The sequence below is a fragment of the Arthrobacter sp. 05N33_2 genome, from assembly GCF_056397425.1.
In genome coordinates this window covers 299,470-312,868 of sequence record NZ_JBFTNJ010000001.1, presented here as the reverse complement: position 1 = coordinate 312,868, position 13,399 = coordinate 299,470, and the positions used below count along the sequence as shown (strand labels likewise).

The following is a 13,399-nucleotide window of genomic DNA, read 5'->3' as shown; positions in this document are numbered from 1 at the left end:
CTTACCTCTTTCTAATGGGCCACGGCGGCGGCGCCGTGTTCGTCGATCAGGGCGCCGGTTTCGAAGCGCTCGAGTGCAAAGGGCTTATTGAGTTTGTGCGGTTCTCCGGTGGCGATCGTGTGGGCGAACGTCAGCCCGGCCGCCGGTGTGCCCTTGAATCCGCCGGTGCCCCAGCCGCAGTTGACGAACATGTTTTCCACCGGGGTGGTGCCTACGATCGGGGAGGCGTCCAGGGTGGTGTCCACGATCCCGCCCCACGTCCGGAGCACGTGGGCCCTGGCGAAGATCGGGAAGAGTTCGACGGCGGCTGCCATCTGGTGCTCGATCACGTGGAAGGATCCGCGCTGGCCGTAGCCGTTGTAGGAGTCCACGCCGGCGCCCATGACCAGTTCGCCCTTGTGCGCCTGGGAGACGTAGACGTGGACGTGGTTGGACATGACGACGGTGGGGTGGACGGGCTCGTGGAGCTCGGACACCAGTGCCTGGAGGGGGTGGGACTGGATGGGGAGCCGGAATCCGGCCATTTCGGCAAGCACCGAGCTGTGCCCGGCGGCGCAGAGTCCGACCTTTTCGGTGTTGATGGTGCCGCGGGTGGTCTTGACCCCGGTGACGCGGTTGCCGTCCTTGATGAAGCCGGTGACCTCGCAGTTCTGGATGATGTCCACGCCGAGCTCGTCGCATTTGCGGGCGAACGCCCAGGCGACGTGGTCGTGCTTGGCGATGCCGGCGCGCGGCTGGTAGGTGGCGCCCATGACCGGGTAGCGGATGTTGTCGTTGATGTTCAGGATGGGGCAGAGTTCCTTGACCTGCTGCGGGTCCAGCCACTCGGCGTCGACGCCGTTGAGTTTGTTGGCCCCGACGCGGCGGACGCTTTCGCGGACGTCGCCCAGGGTGTGGGCCAGGTTCATAACCCCGCGCTGGCTGAACAGGAAGTCGTATTCGAGTTCTTCGGGCAGGATCTCCCAGAGCTTCAGGGCGTGCTCGTAGATCGCCGCACTCTCGTCCCAGAGGTAGTTGGAACGGATGATGGTGGTGTTCCGGGCCATGTTGCCGCCGGCGAGCCAGCCTTTTTCCAGGATGGCGATGTTGGTCATCCCGTGGTTCTTGGCCAGGTAATACGCCGTCGCCAGTCCATGTCCGCCGCCGCCCACAATCACGGCGTCGTAGGAGGACTTGGGGTCCGGGTTGCGCCAGAGGAAGTCCGGGTGCTCCGGCAGGTGTTCGGTGGTCATTGTGCTGCTCCAATCAGTTCTGCCTCAAGCCCGGTCGCCGTCGTGCCGGTGCCGAGATGCGGGTAAAGGGGGAACCGGTCCGCGAGGGCGCTGACGCGTCCACGCAGTTCAGCGGCGGTTTGGTCGCTGAGTTCGTCCCCGGGCGCCTGCGAGATGAGGGCGGAGGCGATGATGTCCGCCACCTCGGTGAACTCCGCGGCACCGAAGCCGCGGGTGGCCAGGGCGGGGGTGCCGATCCGCAGCCCGGAGGACACCATGGGCGGGCGGGGATCGAAGGGGACGGCGTTGCGGTTGACGGTGATGCCGATCCGGTGGAGCCGGTCTTCGGCCTGCTGCCCGTCCAGTTCCGAGTCCCGCAGGTCCACCAGGACCAGGTGCACATCGGTGCCGCCGTTGACCACGGAGATCCCGGCCGCCGCGACGTCGTCCTTCAGGAGCCGGGACGCGAGGATCCCGGCGCCTTCGAGCGTGCGCTCCTGGCGTTCCTTGAACTCCGGTGACGCCGCGATCTTGAAGGCCACGGCCTTGGCCGCGATCACGTGTTCCAGCGGGCCGCCCTGCTGGCCGGGGAACACGGCGCTGTTGATCTTGCGTGCGTACTCCTCCTTGGCCAGGATCACGCCGCCGCGCGGTCCGCCGAGGGTCTTGTGCGTGGTGGTGGTGACGACGTCGGCGTAGGGGACCGGGTTCGGGTGAAGCCCGGCGGCCACGAGGCCGGCGAAGTGTGCCATGTCCACCATGAGGTAGGCGCCCACGAGGTCGGCGATGCGCCGGAACTCGACGAAGTCCAGCTGCCGGGAGTAGGCGGACCAGCCGGCCACGATCATCTTGGGCCGGTGCTCAAGGGCCAGGGCCTCCACTTCGGCCATATCCACCAGGTGGTTGTGCTCGCTCACGTGGTACGGGACCACGTTGTAGAGCTTGCCGGAGAAATTGATCTTCATCCCGTGGGTGAGGTGGCCGCCGTGGGCCAGGGCCAGTCCCATGATGGTGTCGCCCGGTTCCAGGAGGGCGAACATGGCGGCGGCGTTGGCCTGCGCGCCGGAGTGCGGCTGGACGTTGGCGTACTCGGCGCCGAACAGGGCCTTGACCCGGTCGATCGCGAGCTGTTCGATCACGTCAACGTGCTCGCAGCCGCCGTAGTAGCGCTTGCCCGGGTAGCCCTCGGCGTACTTGTTGGTCAGCACCGAACCCTGTGCCTCCATGACCCCGGCGGGGGCGAAGTTCTCGGACGCAATCATTTCCAGGGTGGACTGCTGGCGCTTCAGTTCGCGCGCCACGGCCTCTTCGACCTCGGGATCGACTACGGAAAGTCGCTCGTTCAACTGCTCAACCACGGTTGCTCCTTTGAAATACCACTATTGCTATGACTGATATATCAGTGTGAGAACAATGGTATGATTGAGATCACACCAGAGTCAATAGCTGGAAGCCAAGTGGAACCAGGCTTCCGGTTGAAATCCAGGAACGTTGAAATCCAGAAACGGAGCCGAGCCGTGAATGCACTGACCGTCCTGCCGCCCGCAGAGGACGAAGCCCTCTCCCAGGCGGAGGCCGCGTACCGGCAGCTGCGCGACAAGCTGATCATGCTCGAAATCCGGCCGGGCGAACCCATCAATGACGGGCAGCTCGCCGCCGAGCTCGGGTTCGGCCGCACTCCCGTGCGGGAAGCGATCAAGCGGCTGGAAGTGGACCACCTGGTGGTTTCCTACCCGCGAAGGGGAACCTTTGCCACCACCGTGGACTTCACGGAGCTGGCCGACGTCTCGGAAATCCGGGAACTGCTGGAACCCCTGGCGGCGCGGCGGGCGGCAACGCGGGCCAACGCCGCCATGCGCCGCGAACTGCTGGATGTCGCCAAGACCATTGCGGAACTGGCCCCGAGCCCAGCAGAGTCCCGGGAGCTGATGCGCTACGACCTGACGGTGCACCGCCTGATCTACCGGGCCGCGGCCAACCCGCACCTGGAGGATACGCTGATCCGCTACGACAATCTGGCCACGCGCATCTGGTGCCTGGTCCTGGACAAGGTCCCCTCGGTCAGCGGCCACATTAGCGAGCATGTGGAGCTGCTCAAGGCGGTGGCCGAGGGCGACGCGGACAGGGCCGGCGAACTCGCCCTGCACCACGTCACCAGCTTCGAGGAGACCATCCGCAAGGTCCTCTAGCCGCGGCGACCCTCCCGCCGAGGTCGCGGGAAGCGTGCGGGCTCGCCTTAAGCTTCCGGCGAGCCCGCACGTGACCGGCGACTTCGACCACGACGGGCGCCCGAGTCACCGCCGCAGTGGATTAGAGTTCCGGAACTTCAGCCGTTTTTCTTCCAGCGCTTCGGCCACTTCACGTTCATCAGAAGTAGCCCCAGCAGGAGCGAGTCGACGGTCATGATTCCGGCCATGAGATAGGCCCACCCGGCCATCATGGCTCGACCGCCGACCGGCGACCTGAAGTGCGCGTACGTACCAGAATGCCCATGACGATCTCCTGACGTGGATCCCCCCAGTCACTCGATAGTCCACTTAGTGTGCCACCGCGCCGGACTGAGCGGAACCGCGGCGCCGTCCGGCTCAAGCTTTCCCCAAGTTGACGGACACATCGCTCAATTTATGCAACACCGTTTCGTTCATTGCAACTATTGTTGTGCGGTCCGGCTGGGTGCCCGCGGCGCTGTCTTGGTGCCTCATCCGGATTGATCCGCGTAAGAGAAATCACAAAAAGCATTGACTGTGTCATGCGTCACGCCTACTCTGGTGCAACAGCGTTGCGCTGATTGCAACTCCCAAAACTCTTTGGTGGACACATGAGTAACGAAAATTTCTCCCCGTCGACACTTGCGGGGCAGACCAGCCCGGAGTCGAATAGCGGGCATGGCAGTACGTCCTCGGGACAGACCACGTTGAGCGGCCATGCGGCCCCTGGCGGCCACGATCCCGCAGTCAGTAAGGAAACCCGACGGCGGGTCGTCGCCGCCAGCTTCATCGGAAACTTCGTCGAATGGTTCGACTACGCCGTCTACGGCTACCTGGCCGCAACAATCGCCGCGGTCTTCTTCCCCGAGTCCAATCCCCAGACGGCGCTTCTACTGACTTTCGCCCTCTTCGCCATCTCGTTCCTGGTGCGGCCGCTTGGCGGCTTCGTCTGGGGCCACATCGGTGACCGGGTGGGGCGCCGGACTGCCCTTTCCCTGTCTATCCTGATCATGTCCGGAGCGACCTTCTGCATCGCACTGATCCCGGGGTACAACTCCATCGGCATCTGGGCCCCGATCCTGCTCCTGGTGGTGCGCGTCGTCCAGGGCTTCTCCGCCTCCGGCGAATACGCCGGCGCGTCCGCCTTCTTGGTCGAGTACGCCCCGGCCAACAAACGCGGCCTGTACGCGGCGGTGGTTCCGGCCAGCACGGCCGCGGGCCTGCTGCTCGGCTCCCTGCTCGCGGGCCTGCTGACCGTCCTGCTCAGCGCCGAGGCGATGCAGAGTTGGGGATGGCGCCTGCCGTTCCTGCTCGCAGCACCGATGGGCCTGATCGGACGCTACATCCGCACCAAGCTCGAAGACACGCCGGTGTTCCGCGAACTGGCAGAGGAGGACCAGGCCATCAAGGCCCCGGTATCCAGCCTCTTCCGGAAGCACTGGCGGTTGCTGCTGAAGGCCGTCGGAGCCGTGCTGCTCAACGCCGTCGGGTTCTACGTGATCCTGAGCTACATGCCCACATATCTGTCCTCGGAGCTCGGTCTCGGCGCGGCCGAATCCTTCCTGGCCACCACCATCGCCCTGGTGACGTACATCGGGTTCATCTTCCTGACCGGTATGCTCTCGGACCGCTACGGCCGCAAAAAGGTGCTGATCGCCGCATCCTTGAGCTTCATCCTGCTGACCGTGCCGGCCTTCGCACTGCTGGGCACCGGGAACTTCCTGGTGATCGTCCTGGTCCAGATCCTGCTGGGCGGCATGCTGACGCTCAACGACGGTACGCTCCCGAGCTTCCTGGCGGAGATGTTCCCCACCCGCGTCCGCTACAGCGGCTTCGCCGTCAGCTTCAATCTCTCCAACGCGCTCTTCGGCGGCACGGCGCCGTTCGTGGCGACCCTCCTGATCGCCGCGACGGCCAATGCCCTGGCTCCTGCCTGGTACCTCGCCGGCGCCGCGGTCATCTCCTTGATCGCCGTCGTCCTCTCTCGTGAAACCAGCAAGGAACCGCTGCGCCACGAGTAGTCCCGGCCGACGCCCCCAAATTTTCCCCTCCAAAGAACAGCAATGCAGAAAGGCACCACCACCATGACCATCGCAACGTCCAACAACGCTTCGTCCATCGCCGAACTGGAGCGACTGAAAGTCCTGCACAACGGGCAGAAGGAAAAGCTGACCTTTTCCAACGCCGAATTTGAGCGCCGGCTCGGCGGACTGCGCCGCATCATGGCCGAAAAGGACCTGGACGCCGTCGTCCTGACCAGCTACCACTCCATCAAGTACTACTCGGACTTCCTCTTTACCTACTTCGGCCGGTCCTACGCCATGGTGGTCACCAAGGACGACACCGTGACCGTCACGGCCAACATCGACGCCGGCATGCCGTGGCGGCGCAGCTATGGCGACAACGTGGTGTACACGGACTGGCGCCGGGACAACTACATCTTCGCCATCCAGGAGGCGCTGCGCACCCGCGGCATCAACCCCCGCCGGCTCGGCGTCGAAGACGATTCGCTCCCGCTGGACAACCGCAACAAGATCCAGGCGGCCTTTGCAGGGGCCACCCTGGTGGATGTTGCCCAGGCGGCGATGCGCCAGCGGATGATCAAGTCGGCCGAAGAGATCGAGGTGATCAAGCACGGGGCCCGCATTGGCGACCTGGGCGGCGAAGCCATCCGCAACGCCATCACCGCCGGCATCACCGAATATGAGGTCGCCCTGATCGGCACCGAAGCCATGGTCCACGAAATCGCGCGGACGTTCCCGGACTCGGAAATCCGTGACACCTGGGTCTGGTTCCAGTCCGGCATCAACACCGACGGCGCCCACAACTGGGCCACCACGCGCAAGATCCAGGAACACGACATCCTGTCCCTGAACTGCTTCCCCATGACCTCCGGCTACTACACGGCACTGGAGCGCACCCTGTTCTACGGCGAACCCGACGCCCGCTCCCTCGAACTGTGGAACATCAACGTCGAGGTCCACAAGCGCGGCCTCGAGCTCATCAAGCCGGGGGCTGTCTGCAAGGACATCGCCGCCGAGCTGAACGAGATCTACGTGGGCCACGGGCTTCTCGCCAACCGGACGTTCGGCTACGGACACTCCTTCGGCGTCCTGAGCCACTACTACGGCCGCGAAGCCGGACTGGAACTCCGCGAGGACATCGACACGGTGCTCGAGCCCGGCATGGTGGTCTCCATGGAACCCATGATCACCGTCCTGGACGGCCAGCCCGGCGCAGGCGGCTACCGTGAGCACGACATCCTGGTGGTCGGCGAAGACGGAGCCGAGAACATCACGAAGTTCCCGTTCGGCCCCGAATACAACATCATCGGAGCCTGAGGCGCCCAGACCCCCTGAAGGCAGGACCCAGAAGCGGCGCCACGTCCACCGTGGCGCCGCTTTTGGGCCCTCATGCGGAATGATGGTAGACACCATGACCCCAGCAGAATCTCCCGGGACCACCGGAAACGGCGACACCAAGGGCACCTCCGTCATCGTCAACGCCATCGCCGTGCTGCGAACCTTCACGGCGGACGAACCGTTGCTCGGAGTCACCGAGATCGCCAACCGGGTGGGCCTGCACAAGAGCACGGTTTCCCGGATCCTGGCCACGTTCGAACAGGAACACCTGGTGGAACGCGATCCGGAAACCCGCCGCTTCCGGCTGGGGCTGGGACTGATCGCCGTCGCCGGGCCGTTGCTGGCCGAACTGGAAGAACGGCGGGTGGCGTATCCGGTCCTGCGTGAACTTACCGAACAGACCGGCGAAACCAGCGCCCTCATGGTGTGGAACGGCGCAGAGTCAATGTGCGTGGAGCAGATCGCCAGCCACCACCAGATCAAGCACACCACCCCGCTGGGAGCCCGGTACACCGACGCCATGAGCGCCTCCGTGCAGGTCTTCCTGGCCGCAGCGCCCGTCGAACGCGTCCGTGTGCTCCTGCGCAGCGGGGCGATCAGCTACCCGGGGCTCGATGATGCGGGCCTGGATGGCTACCAGATCAAGCTCAAGGACGTGACGGCCCGGGGCTGGGCCATCAACTACGGCGAATCCTCCATCGATGAAGTGGGCGTGGCCGCTCCCGTCCACGACCACCGCGGCGATATCGTGGCGGCCGTCCTGATCTCGGCGCCGCGGTTCCGCGTCTCACGCGAAGGGCTGCAGGGCCTGGGCGAAGCGTGCGCCGCTGCGGCCGACAAGATCACCAGCCGGCTGGGCGGCCGGGCGTCCAGCAACGGCTGACGCGGCGCGCGCCCGGACTAAGGCGCCGAGCGCACGTCAGCTGAGCCGGGCCAGCCGCGCGGCCAAATGCAACGCTGCGAGCCGGCCCGTCCGCCGGGGGTCGCCGCCGCACAGCTCGAAGATCCGCTGCAGCCGTTGATGCATCGATTGCCGCTCCACGTGCAGTTCCCTCGCCGCCTGGGCCGTGTTGCAGCCGGAATCCAGCCACATGGCCAGGGTGTCAAGCAGCCGGGAATTGCGTTGCGCATCATAATCCAGGAGGGCCCCCAGCTGCTGGCGCACGAAGTTCCGCCGCTGCCCGGTATCCAGGCTTCCAACAGCGAGGCGTTCGACGGCGAATGCCTCGCAATCGATCACGGGACTGTGCGGACCTTGGGTTCCCGTATGTGGTTGCCCCAGCGCGCCCGCCAATTCCAGGGTCAGTCTGGCCTCCGACAAGGACCAGGGGGCTTCCGAAATCCCGGCGGCCACCGGGCCGACGGCAACCAGCGTGTCTGATGGGGCCGGTAGCGCCCGCAGACCAGCCAGAAGTGCGTCCCTGCTGTCCAGCGGCCTGTCGCCCGGGAGGACCGCGACCGCCAGCAGCTCGGCATTATCGACATAGGTTGCGCTGGGCTGCGCCCGCCGGGCCAAGAGCTGCTCCACAGAAGCGCGGAGGTGTTGGAGCATGCCGGAGCGGACCATGATGGCCACGATTGTGGCACCCGGCGGAATCCCGGCCGCGGAAGCCAATTGCTGGAGCCGCCAGGCCTGGCTGCCGGAATCAATCGCGCGAAGCAGGGCCGCCCCGGCGACTTCCTTGAGCCCGGGGGACATTCGCTGCAGCAATGCCAGGGCCAGGATGTCGACAGAACGATTTCCGGCCGTCCGGGCCAGGTTCTGGTCCTCGTCCGCCGGGACCCGCAGCAGCAGCTGAGCCGCAAGGATGCCGCGGATAGGCACGTCGATGTGAATCAGGCGTGCCTGCTCCTGCGGCCCAACGGTGGAGGCATCGACGTCGGCGGCCTCGGCCCGCCCCGGGCTTGCGCTGGCCAGGGTCGCGCCGGCTATGGACGTCAGCGTCACCTCGGCATTGATGATGCCGGCCAGCACGGCGAGGATCCGGTCCAGGCCACCGCCGTGCGCCAGTTCGACGGCCATCGCGTGACTGGCCTCATCGGCCCGCCGCAACTGCGATACCGAGTCGCTGACCAGCATCGAATTGATGGCCTGCGTGATTCCGACGAACGGCACCACCCCGCGAAGTTCGATCAGCGGAAGGCCGGCTGCTTCGGCGGCCGCCACCATTGAGGACGGCAGGGACGGCAGGGCGGACCCGGTTTCGATAGCTACGGCGGCAACGCCCCGCTCCGCCAGTTGGCGGATGTAGTTGACCTGCCGCTCCTCCGAGGCGAGGGCCAGGGCTTCTCCGCCCGTTAGCAGAAGTTCCCCGCCGGCCAGCAGGGGCGCGATATCAATGATTTCACTGGAGTGGATCCACCGGAGCTGCGCCCGGGCGGCGGCCCTGGCCGCGGCGCGGACAATGGGGTCGGCGGCCGCCATGGTCGGGTGGTTCAGGACGTCTTGAAGAAGGATGGACATTACACTCCGTCGCGTTGCTCTGGGTATATTTAGACACATTGTATATAGTCGTATGTGGCCTGCGACACATAATCTTGAGGAATCCCACACATCCTCGGAGGCTCCACATGCGTCAAAAATCCCCAGCGGCCCCTGCCGGCACCGCGCCGGAAGCGAGCGTAGACCACGAAGCGTGGCTCCAGCCCATCCCCGAATCACAACGGACCCGCAAGGTCTCGGGCCAGTTCTGGATCTGGGCCGGCGCCAATCTCGCCCCGATCAACTGGGTGCTCGGAGCGCTCGGCATCCAGCTTGGCCTGGGATTCGCGGACACCGTCACGGTTCTTGTCCTCGGAAACCTCATCGGGATGCTGCTCTTCGGCTGCTTCGTCCTGCTGGGCCAGAAGACCGGGGCGACCGGCATGGTGCTGGCCCGCGCCGCCTTCGGCCGGCGCGGCAACTACCTGCCCGCCGGCATCCAGGCTCTCCTGGTGATCGGCTGGTGTGCGGTCAACACCTGGATCATCCTGGATCTGGTCATGGCCTTGTTCGGAACGCTCGGCTGGGTTGACCCGGAGGCCAAGAACTACGCCTGGAAGATTGGCATCGCCACCTTCATCATGGCTGTACAGGTAGCCATCGCCTGGTTCGGCTATAAAGCCATTGCTGCCTTCGAGAAGTGGACCGTTCCGCCCACCATCATCATCTTGACCGTGATGTCGGCAGTGGCCTGGTTCGGCATGAAGATCAACTGGACCTACGCCGGCCCGGCCGGCCACATCCTGGAAGGCTCGGAACGCATCGCCGCGATGAGCGCAGTCATGACGGCCATCGGCATCGGCTGGGGCATCACCTGGTTCACCTACGCCGCGGATTACTCCCGCTTTGTCAGCACCTCGGTGCCCAAGCGCAAGGTCTACCTCGCCTCGGTGCTGGGCCAGTTCATCCCGGTCGTCTGGCTGGGCATCCTGGGGGCCAGCCTGGCGACCAACACGGGTGAAATTGATCCCGGCAAACTCATCGTCCAGAACTTCGGCGCGCTGGCCCTCCCGGTGCTGCTCATGGTCCTGCACGGCCCGATCGCGACCAACATCTTGAACATTTACACCTTTTCCGTCGCCACGCAGGCCCTGGACATCTCCATCAGCCGGCGCAAGTTGAACCTGTTCGTCGGCGTCTTCTCCCTCGCGGCCGTGATCTTCTTCATCTTCCAGGAGGATTTCGCCTCCGTGCTGGATGCCTGGCTGATTGGGCTGGTCGCCTGGGTGGCTGCCTGGGGCGGAGTCATGCTGGTCCATTACTTCTGGATCGAGAAGCGCTGGCCCGGCGACCCGTCCCGGCTCTTTGACGCCGTCGGCACCAAACGCCTGCCGGGCGTGAATCCGGCCGGTGTCGCTTCCCTGCTCATCGGCATCTTCGCCACCTGGCTGTTCATGTACGGACTGGTGCCGGCCATGCAGGGGCCCATCGCCGTCGCCCTGGGCGGATGGGACCTGTCCTGGCTCGCCGGGGGACTGGCCAGTGCCGCGGCTTACGCCGTCCTCGGTCCGCGGTTCCACAGGAAGTTCCTGGATGTCCCCACCCCCAGCGAACAGACCGCAGATTCACCTGACGCTACCGGCCTTGCGGTCACATCAACCACGCCCGCCGCCCTCTAGCAGGAGATCAACCCCGTGAACTTCCCCGCTTTCGCCGACACCGCCCATCCCATTACCTGGCCCGAAGGTCATCGTGCCGCGGCGTCCTTCACCTTCGACGTCGACGCCGAATCCTGCACCATCGCCCATGACCCGCAGAGCACCAGGCGCATGTCCCTCATGACGCACCAGTCCTACGGGCCCAAGGTCGCCGTCCCGCGGATTCTGCAGATCCTCGAGCGCCAGCAGATCCAGGCGACGTTCTTCGTCCCGGGTTTCACCGCCGAATGCTACCCGGACGTGGTCCGCCGGATAGCCGACGGCGGCCACGAGATTGCACACCACGGGTACCTGCACGAACCCATGCAAGGCATCGACGCCGCCACGGAGGCGCGGTACCTGGACCGGGGCCTGGATGCCCTGGCCAAGGCCGCCGGCGTCCGGCCGACCGGCTACAGGGCACCGTGGTGGGAGCTCAACTGGCATTCCCCGGCCCTCCTTGCCGACCGCGGGTTCCTGTATGACTCAAGCCTGCTCGACGGCGACGCGCCGTACCGCTTCAGCGTTGCCGAGGCAGACCCCCGCGATCTCGTGGAAATCCCTGTCGACTGGGCTTTGGACGACTGGGAGCAGTATGCCTTCTACCCGGGCGTCACCGGAAGCGGCGTCATCGAAAGCCCGGCCAAGGTCCTCGAAATGTGGACGCTGGAGGCCGAGGCCCACCACGCTGCCGGGAGCTGCTTCGTCCTGACCAACCACCCCTTCATTTCCGGCCGGCCGTCCAAGGCCGTGGCCCTGGAACAGCTGATGGACCGGGTCAAGTCGATGGACGGCATGTGGGTCACCACCATGGAGAAGATCGCGCAGCACACGCGCGACTCCGTCGAGGAGATCCACACCCACGCGCGCATTGCCGTGCCCGGATTCCCGGACACCGGCGCACAGTTCACACCGGCCGGCGTGCGGCAGCCCCAAGGAGCCACGGCGCGGCGCGGGGCCGGAATCTAGGGCACAAATTCGGCCCTGGCAAGCACAGGTCCCCGGCACGGCCCCTCGTCAGAAGGTGGCTGGGCCGGGGACCTTCCTGCGGGGCGGCCCGCAGCCGGCGGCGAAGCTGGTGTTTAGCCGGTCTTGGCCATCGCGTAGGCCACGGTGCCGTAGGCCAGGGCGCCGGACATTTCGGTGAGCAGTTCCGGGTTTGTGTTGGCGATCGTGTCGCAGGCCTCGTGGTAGCAGGGATCGAGGTCCTTGCCCGCCACCCCGCCATAGGCCTGCGCCTGGGCCTGGGTCTTCCTCTTCTCATCCCCGGTGAACAGCCCGCCGCCGGGAATGCCGGCCGAGAGGAAGGCGTCGTAGTCCGAGCCCCCGTCAAAGGGCGTGGTCTCGGCCGGCAGCGCGTTCTCCTGGAAGTAGCGGAAGAAGACGTCCTCGATCGCCTTGGACCCGGCCGGGCCGGCGTGGCCAAAGTCCGTGCCGTCCCCGTCATGGACCGAGCGGACCCCGTTGGGCGAGGCCACCATGTCCACGTTCAGGTTCGCCGCGGTCTGGCCGATCTCGGCCGCACTCAGTTCGTCGACGTAGTGCTGGGACCCGTACAGCCCGTCCTCCTCGCCGCCCCAGAACGCGAACCGGACCCGGTTGGCCGGGGTGATCCCGGCCTCCTTCATCCACCGCGCGGTCTCCAGGACGGCCGCGACCCCGCTGCCGTTGTCATCAATGCCCGGTCCCTCCTGCACGGAGTCCAGGTGCGCGCCCACCACCACGGTGTGCCCGGCACTGCCCCCGGTGTCGGCGAGGATGTTGAAGGACTCCACCGTCTTGCCGCGGCGGCCGTCCTCTTTGAACGTGAAGCTCTGCCGCACCGGTTCATACCCGGCGGCGCGCAGCTGTTCCTCGACGTAGCGGGCCGACTCCTCATACCCCGAGGTGCCCGAGGCCCGGTTCCCGCCGTTGGCATCGGCCACCCGCTGCAGCGCCTGCAGGTGCCCCACCATGTCCCGGGACTTGAACGCCGCCAGCACCGTGCGCGCATCCACCGTGCTCGCCGGGGTTAGCTGCGGGACCGCAGCACTCGGGCTGACGGACTCGGCGGGTGCGGCGGATTGGCTCGTCCCGCCGCCGGATTTGCTCGGTGTGCCACCTGAGGGTGTGCCAGATGGTGTGCCACCGGACGGAACGCCGGCCGACGGGATGCCAGCCGCGACACCGGAGGTACAGGCCGACGTCGAGAGCAGGACCAGGGCGAGGAGCGAGGGAAGTACGTGCTTGCGGAGAGTGATCATGCCGGGAGCCCATCACTAGTCGGTACAAGTTCGCTTGCTCCGGCTCGATTGGTCAGGACGCTCGCCACTGACGCTCCAGTAAGTCGCGGCCACCATCGCCCGGCAAATACTCCTATCAGGTCGAACCATTGTCGGCCCCGCGGCTGTAACTTCAATAGCGCCTCGCTGTGAATCTGCTGTGCAATTGGGTTGCATCAACCAAGGACCACCAGACCGGTCCGGCGCTTAACCGGGAGGGGGCGCCGCAGACAGGCTCT

The 13,399-nt window shown here is 65.9% G+C and carries 10 protein-coding genes; 6 read left to right on the top strand and 4 right to left on the bottom strand.

Features of this window, described 5'->3' with window-relative positions:
- Positions 1 to 11: 11 nt before the first annotated feature.
- On the bottom strand, positions 12 to 1,232 hold the full coding sequence (locus AC1DHX_RS01425) for a sarcosine oxidase subunit beta family protein (RefSeq protein WP_026539064.1): 1,221 nt from the start codon (positions 1,230 to 1,232) through the stop codon (positions 12 to 14).
- Entirely contained in the window at positions 1,229 to 2,569 is a 1,341-nt protein-coding gene (glyA, locus tag AC1DHX_RS01420) for a serine hydroxymethyltransferase (protein ID WP_476859559.1), read from the bottom strand. The genes AC1DHX_RS01425 and glyA overlap by 4 nt, the downstream gene beginning before the upstream one ends.
- A gap of 159 nt (positions 2,570 to 2,728) precedes the next feature.
- On the opposite strand from glyA, the gene AC1DHX_RS01415 reads away from it, so the two are divergent.
- The 4 genes from AC1DHX_RS01415 to AC1DHX_RS01400 all read left to right on the top strand — a co-directional run bounded on the left by AC1DHX_RS01415 (position 2,729) and on the right by AC1DHX_RS01400 (position 7,663).
- Positions 2,729 to 3,400 carry a GntR family transcriptional regulator gene (locus AC1DHX_RS01415; RefSeq protein WP_476859558.1) on the top strand — a complete coding sequence of 224 codons (672 nt, stop codon included), beginning with the start codon at positions 2,729 to 2,731 and terminating at the stop codon, positions 3,398 to 3,400.
- A 629-nt stretch (positions 3,401 to 4,029) separates the two neighbouring features.
- The gene (locus AC1DHX_RS01410; protein ID WP_230008206.1) at positions 4,030 to 5,439 is read left to right on the top strand and encodes an MFS transporter; all 1,410 of its coding nucleotides are present in this window, start codon (positions 4,030 to 4,032) and stop codon (positions 5,437 to 5,439) included.
- Positions 5,440 to 5,502: 63 nt separating this feature from the next.
- The gene (locus AC1DHX_RS01405) at positions 5,503 to 6,759 is read left to right on the top strand and encodes an aminopeptidase P family protein (protein WP_223914764.1); all 1,257 of its coding nucleotides are present in this window, start codon (positions 5,503 to 5,505) and stop codon (positions 6,757 to 6,759) included.
- Between the two features lie 94 nt (positions 6,760 to 6,853).
- Positions 6,854 to 7,663: an IclR family transcriptional regulator gene (locus AC1DHX_RS01400; RefSeq protein WP_476856070.1), complete on the top strand. Its 810-nt coding sequence runs from the start codon at positions 6,854 to 6,856 to the stop codon at positions 7,661 to 7,663.
- A 36-nt stretch (positions 7,664 to 7,699) separates the two neighbouring features.
- Here AC1DHX_RS01400 and AC1DHX_RS01395 read toward each other — a convergent pair whose 3' ends face one another.
- A complete protein-coding gene (locus AC1DHX_RS01395) occupies positions 7,700 to 9,244 on the bottom strand; it encodes a PucR family transcriptional regulator (protein ID WP_476859557.1) in 1,545 nt (514 codons plus the stop codon).
- A gap of 107 nt (positions 9,245 to 9,351) precedes the next feature.
- Between AC1DHX_RS01395 and AC1DHX_RS01390 the strand changes: the two genes are divergently transcribed.
- The gene (locus AC1DHX_RS01390; protein ID WP_476849969.1) at positions 9,352 to 10,881 is read left to right on the top strand and encodes a purine-cytosine permease family protein; all 1,530 of its coding nucleotides are present in this window, start codon (positions 9,352 to 9,354) and stop codon (positions 10,879 to 10,881) included.
- A gap of 15 nt (positions 10,882 to 10,896) precedes the next feature.
- On the top strand, positions 10,897 to 11,868 hold the full coding sequence (locus AC1DHX_RS01385; RefSeq protein WP_476856072.1) for a polysaccharide deacetylase family protein: 972 nt from the start codon (positions 10,897 to 10,899) through the stop codon (positions 11,866 to 11,868).
- A gap of 113 nt (positions 11,869 to 11,981) precedes the next feature.
- Here the strand turns inward: AC1DHX_RS01385 and AC1DHX_RS01380 are convergent, their stop codons facing one another.
- A complete protein-coding gene (locus AC1DHX_RS01380; protein ID WP_476859556.1) occupies positions 11,982 to 13,142 on the bottom strand; it encodes a M20/M25/M40 family metallo-hydrolase in 1,161 nt (386 codons plus the stop codon).
- Positions 13,143 to 13,399 lie beyond the last annotated feature (257 nt).

What these genes read in the sequence shown, in the direction of transcription:
- AC1DHX_RS01425 (WP_026539064.1), bottom strand. Translation starts at nt 1,232, where the DNA reads ATGACCACCGAACACCTGCCGGAGCACCCGGACTTCCTCTGGCGCAAC.
- AC1DHX_RS01410 (WP_230008206.1), top strand. Translation starts at nt 4,030, where the DNA reads ATGAGTAACGAAAATTTCTCCCCGTCGACACTTGCGGGGCAGACCAGC.
- AC1DHX_RS01405 (WP_223914764.1), top strand. Translation starts at nt 5,503, where the DNA reads ATGACCATCGCAACGTCCAACAACGCTTCGTCCATCGCCGAACTGGAG.
- AC1DHX_RS01400 (WP_476856070.1), top strand. Translation starts at nt 6,854, where the DNA reads ATGACCCCAGCAGAATCTCCCGGGACCACCGGAAACGGCGACACCAAG.
- AC1DHX_RS01395 (WP_476859557.1), bottom strand. Translation starts at nt 9,244, where the DNA reads ATGTCCATCCTTCTTCAAGACGTCCTGAACCACCCGACCATGGCGGCC.
- AC1DHX_RS01390 (WP_476849969.1), top strand. Translation starts at nt 9,352, where the DNA reads ATGCGTCAAAAATCCCCAGCGGCCCCTGCCGGCACCGCGCCGGAAGCG.
- AC1DHX_RS01380 (WP_476859556.1), bottom strand. Translation starts at nt 13,142, where the DNA reads ATGATCACTCTCCGCAAGCACGTACTTCCCTCGCTCCTCGCCCTGGTC.